At 64.7% G+C, this 18,875-nt stretch carries 18 protein-coding genes; 11 read left to right on the top strand and 7 right to left on the bottom strand.

From position 1 onward, the window contains the following. Nucleotides 1–12 precede the first annotated feature (12 nt). A complete protein-coding gene (locus ACGYLI_RS00575; RefSeq protein ID WP_394416299.1) occupies nucleotides 13–1,179 on the top strand; it encodes a M20 aminoacylase family protein in 1,167 nt (388 codons plus the stop codon). A gap of 67 nt (nucleotides 1,180–1,246) precedes the next feature. Beyond that, nucleotides 1,247–2,410 (top strand): M20 aminoacylase family protein, encoded by a 1,164-nt coding sequence (locus tag ACGYLI_RS00570; RefSeq protein WP_394416297.1) that lies wholly within the window; start codon nucleotides 1,247–1,249, stop codon nucleotides 2,408–2,410. A gap of 60 nt (nucleotides 2,411–2,470) precedes the next feature. Here ACGYLI_RS00570 and ACGYLI_RS00565 read toward each other — a convergent pair whose 3' ends face one another. Genes ACGYLI_RS00565 through moaA form a run of 3 tightly spaced genes read right to left on the bottom strand, consistent with a single transcriptional unit; the run spans nucleotide 2,471 to nucleotide 5,811 of the window. Next, nucleotides 2,471–3,514: a glycosyltransferase family 4 protein gene (locus ACGYLI_RS00565; RefSeq protein WP_394416295.1), complete on the bottom strand. Its 1,044-nt coding sequence runs from the start codon at nucleotides 3,512–3,514 to the stop codon at nucleotides 2,471–2,473. After that, the gene (locus tag ACGYLI_RS00560) at nucleotides 3,507–4,799 is read right to left on the bottom strand and encodes a 3-deoxy-D-manno-octulosonic acid transferase (RefSeq protein ID WP_394416293.1); all 1,293 of its coding nucleotides are present in this window, start codon (nucleotides 4,797–4,799) and stop codon (nucleotides 3,507–3,509) included. The genes ACGYLI_RS00565 and ACGYLI_RS00560 overlap by 8 nt, the downstream gene beginning before the upstream one ends. Before the next feature lie 4 nt (nucleotides 4,800–4,803). Beyond that, nucleotides 4,804–5,811 (bottom strand): GTP 3',8-cyclase MoaA, encoded by a 1,008-nt coding sequence (gene moaA / locus ACGYLI_RS00555; RefSeq protein WP_394416291.1) that lies wholly within the window; start codon nucleotides 5,809–5,811, stop codon nucleotides 4,804–4,806. A gap of 85 nt (nucleotides 5,812–5,896) precedes the next feature. Between moaA and ACGYLI_RS00550 the strand changes: the two genes are divergently transcribed. After that, entirely contained in the window at nucleotides 5,897–6,430 is a 534-nt protein-coding gene (locus tag ACGYLI_RS00550; protein WP_394416289.1) for a hypothetical protein, read from the top strand. Between the two features lie 3 nt (nucleotides 6,431–6,433). Here ACGYLI_RS00550 and ACGYLI_RS00545 read toward each other — a convergent pair whose 3' ends face one another. From ACGYLI_RS00545 to glmU, 3 genes are read right to left on the bottom strand one after another with little or no spacing between them, the layout of a single operon-like run. Continuing rightward, complete coding sequence (locus tag ACGYLI_RS00545; RefSeq protein WP_394416287.1) at nucleotides 6,434–7,132, bottom strand: DNA alkylation repair protein; 699 nt, start codon at nucleotides 7,130–7,132, stop codon at nucleotides 6,434–6,436. Beyond that, complete coding sequence (glmS, locus tag ACGYLI_RS00540; RefSeq protein ID WP_394416285.1) at nucleotides 7,129–8,949, bottom strand: glutamine--fructose-6-phosphate transaminase (isomerizing); 1,821 nt, start codon at nucleotides 8,947–8,949, stop codon at nucleotides 7,129–7,131. Before glmS ends, ACGYLI_RS00545 begins: the two co-directional genes overlap by 4 nt. A gap of 2 nt (nucleotides 8,950–8,951) precedes the next feature. Continuing rightward, a complete protein-coding gene (gene glmU / locus ACGYLI_RS00535) occupies nucleotides 8,952–10,304 on the bottom strand; it encodes a bifunctional UDP-N-acetylglucosamine diphosphorylase/glucosamine-1-phosphate N-acetyltransferase GlmU (protein ID WP_394416283.1) in 1,353 nt (450 codons plus the stop codon). Between the two features lie 138 nt (nucleotides 10,305–10,442). Between glmU and ACGYLI_RS00530 the strand changes: the two genes are divergently transcribed. Further along, nucleotides 10,443–11,117 (top strand): HAD-IIIA family hydrolase, encoded by a 675-nt coding sequence (locus ACGYLI_RS00530; RefSeq protein ID WP_394416281.1) that lies wholly within the window; start codon nucleotides 10,443–10,445, stop codon nucleotides 11,115–11,117. Next, nucleotides 11,117–12,316: a DegT/DnrJ/EryC1/StrS family aminotransferase gene (locus ACGYLI_RS00525; RefSeq protein ID WP_394416279.1), complete on the top strand. Its 1,200-nt coding sequence runs from the start codon at nucleotides 11,117–11,119 to the stop codon at nucleotides 12,314–12,316. The genes ACGYLI_RS00530 and ACGYLI_RS00525 overlap by 1 nt, the downstream gene beginning before the upstream one ends. Here the strand turns inward: ACGYLI_RS00525 and ACGYLI_RS00520 are convergent. Next, nucleotides 12,313–12,789 carry a pyridoxamine 5'-phosphate oxidase family protein gene (locus ACGYLI_RS00520; RefSeq protein WP_209217986.1) on the bottom strand — a complete coding sequence of 159 codons (477 nt, stop codon included), beginning with the start codon at nucleotides 12,787–12,789 and terminating at the stop codon, nucleotides 12,313–12,315. The two genes, ACGYLI_RS00525 and ACGYLI_RS00520, sit on opposite strands and share 4 nt — an antisense overlap. Nucleotides 12,790–12,933: 144 nt before the next feature. On the opposite strand from ACGYLI_RS00520, the gene ACGYLI_RS00515 reads away from it, so the two are divergent. Genes ACGYLI_RS00515 through ACGYLI_RS00490 form a run of 6 tightly spaced genes read left to right on the top strand, consistent with a single transcriptional unit; the run spans nucleotide 12,934 to nucleotide 18,840 of the window. Further along, nucleotides 12,934–14,094: an isovaleryl-CoA dehydrogenase gene (locus ACGYLI_RS00515; RefSeq protein ID WP_271687663.1), complete on the top strand. Its 1,161-nt coding sequence runs from the start codon at nucleotides 12,934–12,936 to the stop codon at nucleotides 14,092–14,094. Further along, complete coding sequence (locus tag ACGYLI_RS00510) at nucleotides 14,094–14,579, top strand: lysozyme inhibitor LprI family protein (protein WP_394416277.1); 486 nt, start codon at nucleotides 14,094–14,096, stop codon at nucleotides 14,577–14,579. Before ACGYLI_RS00515 ends, ACGYLI_RS00510 begins: the two co-directional genes overlap by 1 nt. 42 nt (nucleotides 14,580–14,621) lie before the next feature. Then, nucleotides 14,622–15,023 (top strand): DUF1622 domain-containing protein, encoded by a 402-nt coding sequence (locus ACGYLI_RS00505; RefSeq protein WP_394416275.1) that lies wholly within the window; start codon nucleotides 14,622–14,624, stop codon nucleotides 15,021–15,023. Continuing rightward, a complete protein-coding gene (locus tag ACGYLI_RS00500) occupies nucleotides 15,016–15,732 on the top strand; it encodes a flavodoxin family protein (RefSeq protein ID WP_394416273.1) in 717 nt (238 codons plus the stop codon). Before ACGYLI_RS00505 ends, ACGYLI_RS00500 begins: the two co-directional genes overlap by 8 nt. Before the next feature lies 1 nt (nucleotide 15,733). Then, nucleotides 15,734–17,239, top strand: coding sequence for an AMP-binding protein (locus ACGYLI_RS00495; protein ID WP_394416271.1), 1,506 nt, complete (start codon nucleotides 15,734–15,736; stop codon nucleotides 17,237–17,239). Beyond that, nucleotides 17,236–18,840 (top strand): carboxyl transferase domain-containing protein, encoded by a 1,605-nt coding sequence (locus tag ACGYLI_RS00490; RefSeq protein ID WP_394416269.1) that lies wholly within the window; start codon nucleotides 17,236–17,238, stop codon nucleotides 18,838–18,840. Before ACGYLI_RS00495 ends, ACGYLI_RS00490 begins: the two co-directional genes overlap by 4 nt. Nucleotides 18,841–18,875: the final 35 nt, after the last annotated feature.

Genomic DNA, 18,875 nt, shown 5'->3' with positions numbered 1-18,875 from the left:
AAAGGACATTCCATGCCGATCAAAAACCGCTTTGCCGAGACCCACGCCGAGATCACCGCCTGGCGCCGCCATCTGCACCAGCATCCGGAGCTGATGTTCGACCTGCCCGAGACCGCGCGCTTCGTCGAAGACAAGCTGCGCAGCTTCGGCATCACCGACATCACCACCGGCATCGCCCAGACCGGCGTGGTCGCGGTGATCGAAGGGCAGAGCAACACGTCGGGCCGCACCATCGGCCTGCGCGCCGACATGGACGCGCTGCCGATCACCGAGGCGACGGGCCTGCCGCATGCTTCAAAGAACCCCGGCAAAATGCATGCCTGCGGCCACGACGGTCATACGGCGATGCTGCTGGGGGCCGCGCAATACCTCGCAGAGACGCGCAATTTCAACGGGCGCGTGGTACTGATCTTCCAGCCCGCCGAGGAGGGCGGCGGCGGCGGCAACGTCATGGTGCAGGAAGGGTTGATGGACCGCTGGGGCATCGATGAGGTTTACGGCATGCACAACATGCCCGGCCACCCGACCGGGCAGTTCGCCATCCGCGAGGGCGCGCTGCTGGCGGCGGCGGACGAGTTTGCCATCACGCTGACGGGCCAAGGCGGCCATGCCGCGGCCCCGCATGAGGCGGTGGACACGAACCTCGCCGCCGCCCATGTGATGATCGCGCTGCAATCCATCGCCAGCCGCAACACCGATCCGCTGAAACAGGTCGTCGTCTCGGTCTGCACCCTGCGCAGCGACACCGACAGTCACAACGTCCTGCCGCATCAGGTGCTGTTGCGCGGGACGGTGCGCACGCTGGATCCGGAGGTTCAGGATTTGGCCGAGCGTCGTCTACACGACCTCACCCGCCTGACGGCGGAGGCACATCAATGCCGGGCCGAGATCGACTACCAGCGCGGTTACCCGGTCACCCGCAACCACGCCGATCAAACCCGCTTTGCCGCTGAGGCCGCCGACAAGGTCACTCCCGGCACCGACCGGGACACGCCGCCGATCATGGCCGGAGAGGATTTTTCCTATATGCTCAATGCGCGACCGGGTGCCTATATTATGATCGGCAACGGCGAAGGGGCGACGGTCCATCACCCGGAATATGACTTCGACGATGCCGCGATCCCGGCGGGCTGCTCATGGTTCGCGCAGGTGGTTGAGGACCGGCTGGCAAGGGCGTAAGCATGTGGCAGATAAATGCGACTGCATGAAAACAGCGCCCAACCCAACTCCGGAGGATACTTCCTAAATGCCCGTTAAGAACCGATTTGCCGAGCTGCACGCCGACATCACCGCATGGCGCCGCGACCTGCACGAAAACCCCGAGATCCTGTTCGAGACCCACCGCACCTCGGCCACCGTGGCCGAAAAGCTGCGCAGCTTCGGCTGCGACGAGGTGGTCGAGGGCATCGGCCGCACCGGTGTCGTCGGCGTGATCAAGGGTAAGGAGACCGGCTCGGGCAAGGTCATCGGGTTGCGCGCCGACATGGACGCGCTGCCGATCCACGAACAGACCGGGTTGGAGTACGCCTCCAAGACCGATGGCGCGATGCATGCTTGTGGTCATGACGGCCACACCGCCATGCTGCTTGGTGCTGCGCAATACCTCGCCGAGACCCGCAACTTTGACGGCACTGTCGTGGTGATCTTCCAGCCCGCCGAAGAGGGCGGCGGCGGTGGTCGCGAGATGTGCGAAGACGGCATGATGGAGCGTTGGGGCATTCAGGAAGTCTACGGCATGCACAACTGGCCGGGCATGCCCACGGGCTCCTTCGGCATCCGCGCAGGTTCGTTCTTTGCCGCGACCGATCAGTTCGACATCACCTTCGAAGGCCGCGGCGGCCATGCCGCCAAGCCGCATGAGACCGTCGACACCACCGTGATGTCCGCGCAGGCCGTGCTGGCGCTGCAGACCATCACCGCGCGCAATGCCGACCCGGTGGAGCAGATCGTGGTCTCCGTCACCTCTTTCGAGACCTCCTCGAAAGCCTTCAACGTGATCCCGCAGAAGGTGCAGATCAAAGGCACCGTGCGCACCATGTCCGCCGAGATGCGGGAACTGGCCGAGAAGCGGATCAACGAGATTTGCAACGGCATCGCGAGCACCTTCGGCGGGACGGCAGACGTGACCTATCACCGCGGCTACCCGGTCATGGTGAACCACGAGGAGCAGACCGAGTTCGCCGCCGACGTGGCGCGCTCGATCTCGGGCCAATGCGAGGAAGCGCCGCTCGTGATGGGTGGCGAAGACTTCGCCTTCATGCTGGAGGAACGCCCGGGCGCCTATATCCTTGTCGGCAACGGCGACACGGCGGCGGTGCACCACCCGGAGTATAATTTCAACGACGAAGCCATTCCGGCGGGGTGTAGCTGGTGGGCAGGCATCGTCGAGCAACGGATGCCTGCGGCCTGATCCTACCTTCAGTAATGACTAGAGCGCGCCTCCCTTGGGGGGCGCGTTTTGCTTTGGGGGCTAGCCGCGCTCCCAAAGCGCGTTGTAGACGGCTTCGATCCCATCGGCCTCGGCCCGGGCGCTGAAACGCTGTTCGGCCCAGTGGCGCGCGGCCTCGGAGAGGGCGGCTTGATCCTCGCGCTCTAGCAGGGACAGCGCGGCTTGGGCCGCAGCCTCTGCCGCACCCAGTGGCACGACCTTGCCCACGCGGCCCCCGTTCGAGAAAGCGCCGTAATAGCCCGCGTCACTGCCGACGAAAGGCACGCCCGAGGCCAGCGCTTCGAGCGGGACCATGCCATAGCCCTCGTAGCGCGGCAGTTGCACCACCAGCGACAGGGCGCGCATCAGTTTGGGCAGATCGGCGGCGGGATATTCGCCGATGAAAAGCAGCCGATTGGCAAGGCCCGCGGCCTCGACCTGCGCCTTGAGCTTGGTCAAAAACGCCTCATGTTTGCCGCCCGCCCGGCCAATCACCAGCGCCACCGCGCCGGGGCGTTGGGGCAGCAGGCGCAGCATGGCCTCGACGAAAAGGTCGGTGCCTTTCTCGGGCCGGATGCGCCCCACGGTGGCGATGCCATGGGTGCCGCCAAAGCCCAACTGCTCCCAAGCGTTCGCCCGGCTGGTGGCGGGGGAGAAGACATCGGTATCCACCCCATGCGGCACCACGGCGCGGACATGGGGCACGAACTCCGCTGCGCGTTCGGTCGTGGCGATTACCGCGTCCATCTGCCGGATCAGCCAGCGGGGATAGGCCGAATGCAGCCGCTGCGCGGCAGAGGTAAAGACGATCCGGATATTTGCCCCACGCACATCGCGCAGCCAAAGCGCGCTGCGCATTTCGGTGTTGCGGCGCACATGCCAAATGGCGAAGGGGCGGTCTTGGGGGGGATGTTTGCGGGTGATCCGCCCCGCCGCGACGCGGGTCAGTGGCAGCGGACAGCCGGGCAGGGGCTGGCCCACCAGCGCCAAATCATGCCGGTCGACCTGTTGCCGGATCACATTGGCCGCCGTGGCCGACACCCCGGTGAAATTGCGGTTGTAGTTGGTGACGAAAAGCTCAGGCATCGCTGTCCCCTCGCAGGTGCAGGGCCGTGATCAGACGCTCGGCAATACTGTCAAGCTTGTCGGTCTGCCCGGCGGCATAGGCCTTGGCCGCGGCCACGCCAGAGGCGCGGGCGATATCGTTGCGCAGCAGAGCCCCCACACGGTCCGCCAAATCCTGCGTGCCCGCCACCAGTCGCGCTGCACCTGCGGCTTCCATCTCGGCATAGGTCTCGGCAAAATTGGCGACATGGGTGCCCGAGAGCACCATCGCCCCGGCCTGCGCGACCTCATAGGGGTTGTGCCCCCCGATGGGATGCAGCGACCCGCCCAGAAAGACGATGTCGGATAGCGCGTACCATGTGCCCAACTCGCCCAGAGTGTCGGCCAGATAGACCTGTTCGCGCGGCATGTCGCCCCGTGTTCGACGCCCATGCGTCAGGCCGTAGCTGGCGATGAGACCGGCGACCTCGTCACCGCGCTCGGGGTGGCGGGGGGCAAGGATCAAGCACAACTCGGGGATATGCTCCAGCACTTGGCGATGCGCTTCCAACACCGCCTTCTCCTCGCCCGGGTGGGTTGAGGAGCCGATCCAGACAGGGCGGCCCTCCAAGGCCTTTCCCGCCTCGGCGATGGTCCCGTCGTCCTGCGGCAAGGGGCCTGCCATGGACTTGAGGTTGATCCCCGGCGTGACCCGGTCAGCCGGGGCGTTGATCGTGGTCATGGCCCGGGCCATCGCGTCATTCTGCGTCAGGATCAGGTCGAACACGCCAAAGAGGAACCCCGCCAGCGCGGGCCGTTTCTGCCAGCTTTCGATTGAGCGTTGCGAGAGGCGGGCGTTGATCAGCGCCATCGCCGTGCCCCGCGCATGGGTCCGCCGCAACATCTGCGGCCAAAGCTCGCTTTCCACGAAGAGCGCCGCATCGGGGCGCCAATGGTCAAGGAACCGCTTCAGCGGGCCGGGGGCGTCGAGCGGGGCGAACTGATGCCGCGTTCGCGGGGGCAGGCGGCCGCCCACCAAACGGGCCGAGGTGGCGGTGCCGGAAGTGATGAGGAAATGCGCCTGCGGCAGGGCGCGCCCCATCCGGTCGATCAGCGCCAGAACCGACAGGCTCTCCCCAACCGAGGCTGCGTGAAACCAGATCAACTGCCCCTCGGGGCGGGGTTGGCTGGCATGGCCCAGCTTTTCGCGCGCGCGTTCCGGTGCGACCTCGGCGCGGCGCAGTTTGGCCATGGAGCGCCGCCCGGCCACGGGCAAGATCACACGGCTTGCCGCGACCCATGCCCGGTAGAGAAACGGCACCGCCAAGGGCTCAGCCGCCCGTGTGGCTCATGTGGCGGGGCATCTGCCCGTCAACACGCTGCCGCGAATAGTCGAAGTCATGCCCCTTGGGCTTGCGGTCTATGGCCGCGCGGATCGCCTCCTGCAGCGGCAGGTCCGTGTCCGGGTGATCGCGCAGGGGTTTGCGCAGATCGGCCACATCCTCTTGGCCCAGACACATGAAAATCTCGCCGGTGCAGGTGACCCGCACGCGGTTGCAGCTTTCGCAGAAGTTATGGCTCAGCGGGGTGATGAAGCCGATCTTCTGCCCGGTTTCCTCCAGCCGCACATAGCGCGCAGGGCCCCCCGTACGCTCGGCCAAATCGGTGACGGTGTAATGTTCGGTGTATCGCGCGCGCACGTCGCGCAGCGACCAGTATTGGCCGAAACGATCCTCGTTGCCCAAGTCACCCATCGGCATGACCTCGATCCACGTGAGATCTATGCCCCGCGCGGCGCACCATTCGGTGATATGCAGCAATTCCGGCTCGTTGAAGCCCTTGAGCGCCACGGCGTTGATCTTGATCTTAAGCCCCGCCCGCTGCGCCGCGTCGATCCCGCGCAGCAACTGCGGCAGGCGACCCCAGCGGGTGATATCCGCGAATTTCTGCTCGTCCAGCGTGTCGAGCGAGACATTCACCCGGCGCACCCCGGCGGCATAGAGATCGTCAGCGAAACGCTCCAACTGGCTGCCGTTGGTGGTCAGCGTCAGCTCTTTCAGCTTGCCGCTGTCGAGATGCCGTTTCATGCCGTCGAAGAAGGTCATGATGCCGCGCCGGACCAGCGGCTCGCCCCCGGTGATGCGCAGCTTCTCGACGCCGAGGTCGATGAAATTGCTGCACAGGCGGTCGAGCTCCTCCAGCGTCAGCAATTCCTTCTTGGGCAGGAAGGTCATGTTCTCCGGCATGCAGTAGACGCAGCGGAAATCGCAGCGGTCGGTGACGGAGACGCGCAGATAGGTGATCGCGCGCATGAAAGGGTCAATGAGGGGTGCTGTCATGCTTTATAGGTAATGCCCCGCCCAACCCGGGGCAAGCGCCATTTGGGCGATTGATAAGGGGACAGGGCGCGGTTAGGCTGCGCGGATGACACGTATAATCTTACCGCTTTTCATCGCCGCCGCCACCGCCGGTTGCAGCAACCTGACGGAACGCCTCGGGATGGATGCCAGCCAGCCTGAGCCTGCGCCCGCATCCGCATCCGCATCGGTCGACGCCACGGCTGAGGTTGCAACGCCGAGCGGACCGGCCCCTGCAACGCGGCCCGCCGCCTCTCCCATCGCCACCGCGGGCAGCAGCGCCGAGGCGCTGGATACCACCACGGCGGCAGAGCGCGAAGCGGCCACCCGCGCACCCGCCAGTACTGGTGCCGCCTTGGAGTCGACCGTGGTCAGCTTGGGCAGCGCGACGGAGCCGGGGCTGTGGTTGAAAACACCTCTGATCGACGCCGAACAGCCGGGGCGGGTGACCAACCCCGCAACGGGCAAATCCGCCGCGGTGACGCTGATCCCGCTGGAGGGGCCCGCAACCGCAGGCAGCCGCATGTCGCTGCCTGCCTTGCGTTTGATCGGCGCGTCGCTGACCGACCTCACAACGGTCGAGGTCTCGACCGAAGGCTAAGGATCAGCCTGCGCCTTCTGCTTTTTTCAGCAGGCGCAGGGCTTCTTTCACCGCGAAAGGTTTCATTGCCTCTCCATGGGCGGCGATGAAAGCGCGGGTGCGGTCAGCGTCGTGTTTTGACAGGTCGCGCAGCCACCAGCCAATTGCTTTTTGAATGAACCAGCGGTGATCCGGCACCATCGTCGCGGCCCAGCCGAGGATACGGTCGCGGGCTTCAAGCTCCTCAGGTTTCGGATTGTTCTGCTTGGTCCACGGCAGGGTCGACACCAGCGCGGCGCGCCGGGTCCAGAGGTGATCCGAAGCGACCCAGTTCTCCACTTCGTCCAAGCGCGTCGGATCGGCCACCAGACGTTTCTGCGCCGCCATGCTGGCATGATCGGCAATTGCCCAACTGTCGAAATCGGGAGTCCAGCTTGCGATTAGCGCCCATGCGGCTTGATCTTCCGGGCGCAGCCGCGCTTGGGTGAGCAGTTTTGCCGCGGCGACGCGTGCTTCGAAAATGTCGGACTGCCAAAGGGCATCGGCAAGCGCGACACGGCCCTCGACGTCCAGCGCCGCGCGCCACGATTGGGCGAGCTCCGCAATTTGCGGGTTGGTCAGGCCAAGATTGCCTCGGTTGGCTTTGTGATAGGCGCGCATCTCTTCCGCGCGGGCCGGGTTGGCCTGCGCTTGAAGTTCCTCAAGGGCGGTTTCGGGGGTCATTCCACCGTCACCGATTTTGCGAGATTGCGTGGCTGGTCCACATCCGTGCCTTTCGCCACGGCGGTGTGATAGGCCAGCAACTGCGCCGGAACCGCATAGAGGATCGGGGCCAAAGCATCCGGCACCGGGGGCATCTCGATGCTGAACCAGACGCCGTCATTGGCCTCGGCCTGACCTTTGGCGTCGGAGATCAGGATCACCTTGCCCTTGCGCGCCATGACCTCTTGCATGTTGCTGACGGTCTTGTCGAAGAGCGCGTCGCGTGGTGCCATGACGACTACCGGCACATGCTCATCCACCAGTGCGATGGGGCCATGTTTCAGCTCACCCGATGCATAAGCTTCGGCGTGGATGTAGCTGATTTCTTTCAGTTTCAACGCGCCTTCAAGGGCGAGGGGGTACATCTGGCCCCGGCCAAGGAACAACACATCGCGGGCATGGGCGAGTTTGAGCGCGGCTTCTTGCATCGCGTCGTTTTGTTCAAGCGCCGTGCTGATGATCGCGGGCAGTCCACGAAGTGCGGAGATGTGATCGGCGAAGCTCTCTGTGCTGATCACATCGCGGTCCCGCGCGGCTTTGAGCACCAGCGCGAAGAGCACGACCAACTGGCAGGTAAAGGCTTTGGTCGAGGCCACCCCGACTTCGACCCCGGCGTAAATCGGCAGCGCCAGATCGCTTTCGCGGGCGATGGAGCTTTCCGGCACGTTGACGACCGAAAGGATGCGCGCGGCCTTGCCCTCGCAATAGCGCAGGGCTGCGAGCGTGTCGGCGGTCTCACCCGATTGGCTGACGAAAACCGCCAGCGTGCGCGGCGGGATCGGCGGCTCACGGTAGCGGAATTCCGAGGCGACATCGATCTCGACAGGCAGGCGGGCGATCTGCTCGAACCAGTATTTCGCGGTGAAACAGGCATAGGACGCGGTGCCGCAGGCGACCATGAGGATGCGGTCGAACTGCGTGAAATCAATGTCTTGTGCGCTGATGTTGATCTCGCCCTCGGGGGTGAGGTAATGGCCGATGGCCGCGCCGATCACGCCGGGTTGCTCGGCAATTTCTTTTGCCATGAAGTGTTTGTGGCCCGCCTTGTCGATGCGGGTATTGTCGATCTGCACGGATTTGATCGCCCGGTTGGCGAGCGCCCCATTGCGGTCGGTGACCTCAACCGAGGTGCGGGTGATGACGGCGCAATCACCCTCTTCAAGATAGGCGATTTGATTGGTCAACGGAGCCAGCGCGATGGCGTCGCTGCCCACATACATCTCACCCTCGCCATAGCCTATGGCCAAGGGGGAGCCTTTGCGGGCGGCGATCATCAGATCGTCGTGACCGTCAAAGAGGAAAGCCAACGCAAAAGCGCCTTCGAGGCGTGCGAGGGTCTGTTTGGCAGCCTCTACCGGGCCTGCGCCCTGCGCCATGTGATACTGGGTCAGCAGGGCCACAGTCTCGGTATCGGTCTCGGTGACGAATTGCGCGCCATGTTGGGCCAATTCGGCCCGCAGCTCGCGGAAGTTTTCGATGATGCCGTTATGCACCACGGCCACGGGGCCGGCCTGATGCGGGTGGGCGTTGGTGACGCTCGGCGCGCCATGGGTGGCCCAGCGGGTGTGGCCGATGCCGGACTTGCCCGCCAGCGGCTCATGCACCAGCGCGTCCGAGAGGTTTACCAGCTTGCCCAAGGCGCGACGCCGCTCAAGCTTGCCTTCGTTCAGAGTCGCGATGCCGGCGCTGTCATAGCCGCGATATTCCAGCCGTTTGAGGGACTCGACCAAGATCGGCGCGACTTCATGGGTGCCGAGCACCCCGACAATTCCACACATAATTAGCTGCCTCTCTGCAATTTTGCCTTCTTGGCCTTCAAAATTTCGAACATTTTGCGCGCCATCCCGGGTTTCTCAACCTGCGGGGCGCGCGACAGGGCCAGCGCCTCGGGTTCTACGTCCGAGGTGATGACCGAGCCCGAGCCGGTCATCGCGCCCTCGCCAATGGTCACCGGGGCCACGAGCATGGTGTTCGACCCGATGAAAGCCCCCGCGCCGATGGTGGTATGATGTTTCATCACCCCGTCATAATTGCAGGTGATCGTGCCCGCGCCGATGTTGCTGCGCGCGCCGACAGTGGCGTCGCCGATATAGCTCAGGTGGTTGACCTTGGCCCCTTCGGCGATCTGCGCGTTCTTTACCTCGACGAAATTGCCGATGCGCACGTCTTCGGCCAGTTCCGCGCCGGGGCGCAACCGGGCATAGGGGCCGACGACCCCGCCGCGTGAGACATGGCAGCCTTCGAGATGCGAGAAGGCGCGGATGGTGCTGCCGGATTCCACGGTGACATTCGGACCGAAGACGACATTCGGCTCCACCACCGTATCGCGCCCGATGAAAGTGTCGCGCGACAGGAAGACGGTTTCGGGGGCGACCAAGGTCACGCCGTCTTCCATCAACAGATCGCGGGCGCGGGATTGGAACGCGGCCTCGGCCCTCGCCAGATCGGCGCGGGAGTTCACGCCCATGGTCTCGGCCTCGTCGCAGGTAACAACCGTGGCGCTGCGGCCTTCGGCGCGGGCGATGCCGATAATGTCGGTGAGGTAGTATTCTTCCGAGGCGTTGTCGTTGCCGACCTTGTCGATCAAATCGAAGAGCAGTTCGGATTTACAGGCCACCACGCCGGAGTTGCACAAGGTAATCGCGCGCTCTTCGGCGGAGGCGTCTTTGAATTCGACGATCCGCTCCAAGGCGTCGCCCTGCATCACCAAACGGCCATATCGGGCGGGATCGGCGGCCTCGAACCCCAGAACCACCACGTCATGTGTCGCCAGCGCCTCTTGCATCTTCTCAAGCGTCTCGGGCTGGACGAAGGGCGTGTCACCGTAGAGCACCAGTGCCATGCCCTCGAACCCGTCCAGCGCCGGGCGGGCCTGCGCCACCGCATGGGCCGTGCCCAATTGCTCGGTCTGTTCGACGACCAGCGCGTCTTCGTCAAAAAGCGTGGCGGCGGCGCGGACCTGATCGGCGCCGTGGCCTGCCACCACGACTGTATGGCGGGGGCCGAGCATGGCGCCCGCGGCCATCGCGTGTTCCAGCATGGGGGCAGAGGCCACGCGGTGCAGTACCTTTGGCAGGTCCGAGTTCATCCGTGTCCCCTTGCCCGCGGCGAGGATGATCAATGCAGTTTCCATGTAAATCTCTTTGTCCTTCAGCTTGCATTCTCTTTACGCGCTTCGCACAAAGGCGCAAGGTTGCGGCCCATCAAACTAGGTTGCGGACTGCAACACGATGCCATTTTGCAAGGCGGGGTTCCGCCCAAGGAGTATCCAGTGAAGACAGTGGTTTTCGATCTCGACGGCACCTTGGCCGATACCTCGGGCGATTTGATCGCCGCCGCCAATGCCTGTTTCCGTGACATGGGCGAGGGCGATGTGCTGGTCCATGCCGAGGATGCGGGCACCGCGCTGCGCGGCGGGCGGGCGATGCTGACCTTGGGGATGCAAAAGCTGGGCCGTGCCGATGACGCGGCGACGATCGACCGCTATTACCCGATGCTGCTCGAAGCCTATGGGCGCGACATCGACACCCATACCATCATCTACCCCGGCGCGATGGAGGCTGTGGCCGCGCTCAAAGCCGCGGGCTACCGCGTGGCGATCTGCACCAACAAACCCGAGGCTTTGGCGGAGTTGCTGCTGACCCGTCTCGGCGTGCGCGATGCATTCGGCGCGATGTTGGGGGCTGATACGCTGGCCGTGCGCAAACCTGACCCCGAACACCTGTTCGAAACCGCCCGGCGTGCCGGGGGCGATCCGGCGCAATGCGTGTTGATCGGCGACAGCGACACCGACCGCAAGACCGCCAAAGCCGCAGGGGTTCCTTGCGTGCTGGTGACCTTCGGCCCCTCGGGCGAAGACATGGCTGCGCTGGAGCCCGAAGCGCTGTTGGGCGATTTCGCCGACCTGCCGGAGGTCATCGAACGTTTGATCGGCAAAGCCGCCTGATGGCCGAACGGTTTACCGGTAGTTTCACGCAGCAAGAGCCGATCCCCGAAGATGCGATCGAGGCGGCAGTGGCGGTGATGCGTCACGGACGGTTGCACCGCTACAACACAGCCCCGGGGGAGGTGGCCGAGGTTGCCCTGCTGGAGCAGGAATTCGCCGCGATGACGGGGGCGAAATATTGTCTCGCCGTGGCCTCGGGCGGCTATGCCATGGCCACGGCGCTGCGCGCAGTGGGGGTGAAACCGGGCGACCGGGTGCTGACCAATGCCTTCACACTCGCCCCGGTGCCGGGGGCGATTGCGTCGCTGGGGGCGGTCCCGGTTTTCGTCGGCGTGACGGAGCAGCTGGTGATCGACCTTGATGACCTCGCCGCCAAGGCGGATCAGGCCGATGTGCTGCTGCTCAGCCATATGCGCGGCCATCTGGTGGACATGGACGCTCTGATGGCGCTTTGCGATGCGCGCGGCATCACGGTGATCGAAGACTGCGCCCATACGATGGGGGCGGCGTGGAACGGCAAACCATCGGGCACACAGGGAAAGATCGGGTGTTTTTCCTGCCAGACCTATAAACATGTGAACGCGGGTGAGGGTGGGCTGCTGATCACCGATGATGCCGAGGTCGCGGCGCGGGCGATCATGCTGTCGGGGTCTTACATGCTCTATGACCGCCACGCCGCCGCGCCGGGGCCGGAGGCTTTTGAGACGATCCGCTATGAGACGCCCAATATCTCGGGCCGGATGGACAACCTGCGCGCCGCGGTCCTGCGCCCGCAATTGCGGCGGCTGCCGGAACAGGTGGCCCGCTGGAATGAGCGTTATCGGGTGATCGAGGCGGGGCTACGCGACACGCCGGGGCTCACGGTCATCGACCGGCCCGAGGCGGAGAGCATCGTTGGCTCGTCGATCCAATTCCTGCTGAAAGGTTGGTCGGCGGAGGATGTCGAGGCGGTGTTGGCGCGCTGCGCTGCGCGCGGGGTGGAGTTGAAATGGTTCGGCAGGGCCGAGCCTACGGGCTTCACCAGCCGCTACGACACATGGCGCTATGCGCGGGCTGAGAAAATGCCCGCCAGCGATGCGGTGCTGGCGGGGTTGATCGACATGCGCGTGCCGCTGACCTTTTCGCTGGAGGATTGCGCCCTGATCGCGCGGATCATCCGGGCCGAGGTCAGCGCCGTTTTTCAGGGGGGCTCGGCTTAGAAGCGGATGGTGCCGTGTTTGCCCATGTCGGGCTTTTGGCCGGTCATCTGCGCCTTGCCGATCTCATAGAGGAACTTGAACCCACCATCGGTGGCCCAAACCTCGGCTTCGGTGAGGTCGAAGCGGATCAATTGCACATCCGGGTCCTGCTTGCCGTCTTCGAACCATGCGCCCGCGATGGCGTTCCAAATCTTGTCCAACTCGGTCGGGTTGGTCACGGCGGAAACATGACCGTCGATCCGCGCCCAGAGGGATTCGTCCTTGCTGGCGATCAGGTATTCGGCGGCGGCGCGTCCTTCGGCGGATTGCGCCAGATCGGTGCCTTTGGCGGTGATGAACCACAGAACGGCGGCGCGGTCGTCTTCGTCGATGTAGTGTGTCATTGGGATCGCGCGGGCGGTCTTGGTCATCAGCATCCCGGCGCGGGTGTCGTCCAGACGGTCCCAGAACTCTTTTTTCAGATCATCGCTCATTTGCATCTCGCTTTGTTGTAGTGTTCGCTTGGTCGCAGGGCCAACCCGCCGCGGCGCGGGGCGGTTCCATATCGCGCCGCTTGACGCAAAGCGGGCGGGGCGGTAGGTAATGAACAAGCGTTCAATAAATCGGGGGGAGAAGCCGTGTTCAACGCAAGTATGCAGTTTGATCTGGGAGAAGACGTCGCGGCCATGCGGGAGATGGTGCATCGCTGGGCGCAGGAGCGCGTCAAGCCAATGGCCGCCGAGATCGACAGCAAGAACGAATTCCCCGCCGAGCTTTGGCAGGAAATGGGCGAGTTGGGCCTTCTGGGCATGACCGTCGAGGAAGAGTTCGGCGGCTCCGGTCTTGGCTACGTCGCCCACACGGTCGCCGTCGAAGAGATCGCCCGCGCCTCCGCCTCGGTCTCGCTTTCCTACGGCGCGCATTCCAACCTCTGTGTGAACCAGATCAAGCTGAACGGCACCCCGGAGCAGAAGGCGCAGTTCCTGCCCAAACTCTGCTCGGGCGAGCATGTCGGCGCGCTGGCCATGTCCGAAGTGGGCGCGGGCAGTGACGTGGTCAGCATGAAACTGCATGCCGAGAAGCGGAACGACCACTTCCGTCTGAACGGCAACAAGTATTGGATCACCAACGGCCCCGACGCGGAGACGCTGGTGGTCTATGCCAAGACCGACCCCGAGGCGGGCTCCAAGGGCATCACCGCCTTTTTGATCGAGAAGTCGATGAAGGGGTTCTCGACCTCCAAGCATTTCGACAAGCTTGGCATGCGCGGTTCAAACACCGCGGAGTTGATCTTCGAAGACTGCGAAGTGCCGTTCGAGAACATCCTCGGCGAAGAGGGCAAGGGCGTGCGGGTGCTGATGTCGGGTCTCGACTACGAGCGCGTGGTGCTGGCGGGCATCGGCCTTGGCATCATGGCCGCCTGTCTGGATGAGATCATGCCCTATATGGCCGAGCGCAAGCAGTTCGGCCAGCGCATCGGGGACTTCCAACTGATGCAGGGCAAGATGGCGGATATGTACACCGCGATGAACTCGGCGCGGGCCTATGTCTACAGCGTGGCGCAGGCTTGTGATCGGGGCGACGTGACCCGTCAAGACGCGGCGGCCTGCTGTCTTTATGCCTCCGAGCAAGCCATGGTGCAGGCGCATCAAGCGGTGCAGGCGATGGGCGGCGCGGGGTACCTCAGCGACAACCCGGTGGGCCGCATCTTCCGCGACGCCAAGCTGATGGAGATCGGCGCGGGCACGTCCGAGATCCGCCGCATGCTGGTCGGCCGTGAGATGATGGGGGCGATGTGATGCGCGCCCTCCTGCTGGCCTGCCCGTTTCTGGCGGGGCCGGTATCCGCGCAGGACATCACCTATTCCGATGCCGCCACGGCGGACTGTCTGGCCGGGGCCGAAGAGTTTGCCGATCAGCGCGCCTGTATCGGTCTTTCCGCCAACCTCTGCATGGAAGGGCCGGGCGGCTATTCGACCGTCGGCATGGGCGGGTGTCTTGATGCTGAGTTGACCTTTTGGGACGGCCTGCTGAACGAGAATTACCGCGCCCGCATGGTGCAGGCGAAATCCGCCGATGAGGAGAATGCCCTCTACCAGCCGCAGCTGCCTTCGCAGGCCGAGGCGCTGCGTGACATGCAGCGCGCGTGGATTACCTTCCGCGATGCCGCCTGCGATTATGAACGCAGCCAATGGGGCGGTGGCACAGGCGGCGGGCCTGCAACCTTGGCCTGCTTGATGCAGATGACGGGGGAACAGGCGCTGCGTTTGGGGGCGGCCTATTAACCGCATCTCGCTGTGTCGGCCAAACAGGACGGAGGGATCAGGATGGAAAACCTGATAGAACTGGAGACAGAAGGCGGTATCCTGCACCACTTTCTGCCTTGGCTGATCGAGGGTTTCGAGATCCTCGCCGCGGTCATCGACATCGCGGCCATCATTCTGCTGCTGATCGGTGCGGCACGTTTCCTGACCGGGGTGACGATCGCCGAGATCGCCCAGAAGGGGCCAGAGCGCGTGCGCCGCACCAACCGCGAGCGGATCGAACTGGGGCGCTACATCCTCGCGGGGCTGGAGCTTTTCATCGTCTCGGACGTGATCCACACCGCGATCAGCCTGCGGTTTGCGGACTTGCTGTTCCTGCTGATGCTGGTCGTCATCCGCTCCATCACCTCTTTCTTCCTTGATCGGGAGTTGGAGCAACTGAAGAAGGAACTTGGCCGTGACTGACTATTCCGATCTCAAGGCGCTCTACGTCAACTGCTCGCTCAAGAAGACCCCGGGCGACAGCCACACCCAGCTTCTGATGAACGCCAGCGCCGGCATCATGGAGGCGCAGGGGGTGGGTGTCGAACACCTCTACCTGCTGGACCACCAAGTGCCGCCGGGCGTCTATCCGGACATGACCGAACACGGCTGGGACCGCGACGACTGGCCCGCGATCTGGCAAAAGGTCTTGGCCGCCGACATTCTGGTCATCGGTACGCCTTTGTGGCTGGGCGAGGAGAGCAGTGTCTGCCGCGTGCTGATCGAGCGGCTCTATGCGATGTCGGGCGAGCTCAACGACAAGGGCCAGTCGGTCTTTTACGGCAAGGTCGGCGGCACCGTGGTGACGGGCAACGAAGACGGCATCAAACATGTCGCCATGACCACCGGTTTCGCGATGAACCATCTGGGCTACACGATCCCGCCGCAGGCCGATTGCGGCTGGATCGGCGAGGCCGGGCCGGGGCCGTCTTACGGCGACGATGTCGAGGGCAAGCGCGCGGGCTTCGACAACGAATTCACGCAGCGCAACACCACGATCATGACATGGAACGCCCTGCATCTGGCACGGATGCTGAAGGACGCGGGCGGCTACCCGCGCGAGGGCAACGACCGCAACGCCTGGGACGCGGGCGCGCGGTTCGATTTCGAAAATCCGGAGTACCGAAGCTGATATGAAGAACGAAGGCGACTGGCCCATCTGGCAGGGCAACATGGCGGCGCAATGCCTCGCCCAGCCCGACGGTGCACTGGCGATCATCGACCTGACCGCTACAGAACGGCGCGACGTGAGCTACGGCGCGCTGCACGAGATGGTCGACGGTCTGGCCCGCGCGCTGAAAACGCAGGTCGCGCGCGGCGACCGGGTGGGCGTGCTGCTCAGCCAGTCGCCGTGGTGCGCGGCGGCGCATCTGGCGATCTGGAAGATCGGCGCGATCTCGGTGCCGCTGTTCAAACTGTTCAAACGGGACGCGCTGGCCAGCCGGGTGGGTGACGCGGGTTGCGAAATCGTGCTGACCGATGCGGAAGGCGCGGAACTGCTCGGCGATCTGGCCACCCCGTGGATCGCGGCGGAGGCTGGCGTGGACGGTGAGGCGGTGGAATTCGCCGAGGTCGGCCCCGAAGATCCCGCCGTGCTGATTTACACCTCCGGCACCACCGGCACGCCGAAAGGTGCGCTGCACGGGCACCGGGTGCTCTCGGGCCATCTGCCGGGCGTGTCGGTCAGCCATGACCATCTGGGGCAGGCGGGCGATTGCCTTTGGACCCCGGCGGATTGGGCGTGGATCGGTGGGCTTTTCGACGTGGCGATGCCCGCACTGGCGCTTGGCGTGCCAGTGGTGGCCGCCCGGATGCCCAAGTTCACCGTCGAGGGCTGCGCCGAGGTGATCGCGAAAGGCGAGGTGCGCAACGTGTTCTTCCCGCCGACCGCGTTGCGGATGCTGAAAGCGGCGGATGTCGCGCTGCCGGGCCTGCGTTCGGTCGCCAGCGGCGGCGAGCCTCTGGGGGCCGAGATGCTGGCTTGGGGCCGCGAGGCGTTTGGGCTCGAGATCAACGAGTTCTACGGCCAGACCGAATGCAACATGGTCGCCTCGAGCTGCGGCGTGGATTTCCCTGCCCAGCCCGGCTGCATCGGCAAGCCAGTGCCCGGCTTCGAACTGGCCGTGCTGGACGAAAACGGTGAGCCCACCGATGCGGAGGGCGACGTGGCGGTGCGCAAAGGCGCGCCGTCGATGATGCTGCGCTACTGGAACCGGCCCGAGGAGACGGCGGCGAAGTTCCACGGCGACTGGCTGCTGACCGGCGACCGCGGCATCTGGGAGGGCGACTACCTGCGTTTCGTGGGGCGCGAGGACGACGTAATCACCTCCGCGGGCTACCGCATCGGCCCGGCAGAGATTGAGGATTGCCTGCTCACGCACGCGGCCGTGGCGACCTGCGGCGTGGTCGGCAAACCCGATGCGCTCCGCACCGAGATCGTGAAGGCCTACGTGGTGCTGAAACCGGATGCGGAGGTCGAAGCAAAGGAACTGCAGGACTGGGTGAAGGAACGGCTCGCCAGCTATTCCTACCCGCGCGAGATCGCATTTGTGAAAGACCTGCCGATGACCGTCACCGGCAAGGTGATCCGCAAGGAATTGAAGCGTCTGGCGGCGCGAGAGAATGAGGACGTAACATGAAACTGACATCGCAAGCCCTGCCATCCTCGGATGCCTATAAGGCCAACGAGATGGCGCATCTCAAAGCCCTGAGCGAGGTTCGAGAGGCCGCCGAAGCTGCCGCTTTGGGCGGGGGCGAAAAGAGCCGTGCGCGGCATGAAAGCCGTGGCAAGATGCTGCCGCGCGAGCGGGTGGCGAACCTTCTGGACCCCGGCAGCCCGTTTCTTGAGATCGGCGCCACCGCGGCGCATGGGCTCTATGGTGGCGCGGCGCCCTGCGCGGGTGTGATCGCGGGCATCGGTCGGGTGCAGGGGCATGAAGTCATGGTGGTCTGTAACGACGCCACCGTGAAGGGCGGCACCTACTATCCGATGACGGTGAAAAAACACCTCCGCGCGCAGGAGATCGCCGAGGCCAACCGTCTGCCCTGCATCTATCTGGTCGACAGTGGCGGCGCGAACCTGCCGAACCAAGACGAAGTCTTCCCCGACCGCGACCATTTCGGCGCGATCTTCTACAACCAGGCCCGGATGAGCGCCAAGGGCATCGCGCAGATCGCCGTGGTGATGGGGTCTTGTACCGCAGGCGGCGCCTATGTGCCTGCGATGTCGGACGTCACCATCATTGTGAAAGAGCAGGGCACGATCTTCCTTGCCGGCCCGCCCTTGGTGAAGGCCGCGACGGGCGAGGTGGTCTCGGCCGAAGACCTCGGCGGCGGCGACGTGCACACGCGGCTTTCGGGCGTGGCGGATTACCTCGCCGAGGACGACGCCCATGCACTGGCACTGGCGCGCCGCGCGGTGGGGCAGCTCAACAAGACCAAGCCAAAGACCGTCGATTGGGCCAGCCCCGAAGAGCCCGCCTATGACCCTGCCGAGATGCTGGGCGTCGTGCCTGCCGACCTGCGCACGCCCTATGATATCCGGGAGGTGATCATGCGGCTCGTCGACGGCAGCCGTTTCGACGAGTTCAAGTCCCGCTTCGGCGAGACGCTGGTCTGCGGCTTTGCCCATGTCAAAGGCTGTCCCATCGGCATCATCGCCAACAACGGCGTACTCTTCTCAGAAGCGGCCCAGAAGGGCGCGCATTTCGTGGAGCTTTGCAGCCAGCGCAACATCCCGCTGGTCTTCTTGCAGAACATCACCGGCTTCATGGTGGGCCGTAAATATGAAAACGAAGGCATCGCGCGTCACGGCGCCAAGATGGTGACCGCGGTGGCCACCACCAACGTGCCCAAGATCACCATGCTCGTCGGCGGCTCCTTTGGCGCGGGCAACTACGGCATGTCGGGCCGGGCCTACCGGCCGCGCTTCCTCTGGACTTGGCCCAACAGCCGCATCTCCGTCATGGGCGGCGCGCAGGCGGCGGGCGTCTTGGCCACCGTCAAGCGCGACGCGATGGAACGCGCGGGCGAGACTTGGACCGAAGAGGAAGAGACCGCCTTCAAACAGCCCACGATCGATATGTTCGAGGAGCAGAGCCACCCACTCTATGCCTCCGCGCGTCTGTGGGACGACGGGATCATCGATCCGCGCAAGAGCCGCGACGTGCTCTACCTGAGCCTCTCGGCCAGCCTGAACGCGCCGATCGAGCCGACGAAATTTGGATTGTTCCGGATGTGATCGGGCCGAGGGAACCGGGGGGGCAGCCCCCCGGA

The organism is Sulfitobacter sp. 1A13421 (assembly GCF_043557285.1).
Taxonomy (GTDB): domain Bacteria; phylum Pseudomonadota; class Alphaproteobacteria; order Rhodobacterales; family Rhodobacteraceae; genus Sulfitobacter; species Sulfitobacter faviae.
Note: the sequence above shows the minus strand (reverse complement) of the source record. Positions and strands in the feature narration are given on the sequence as shown.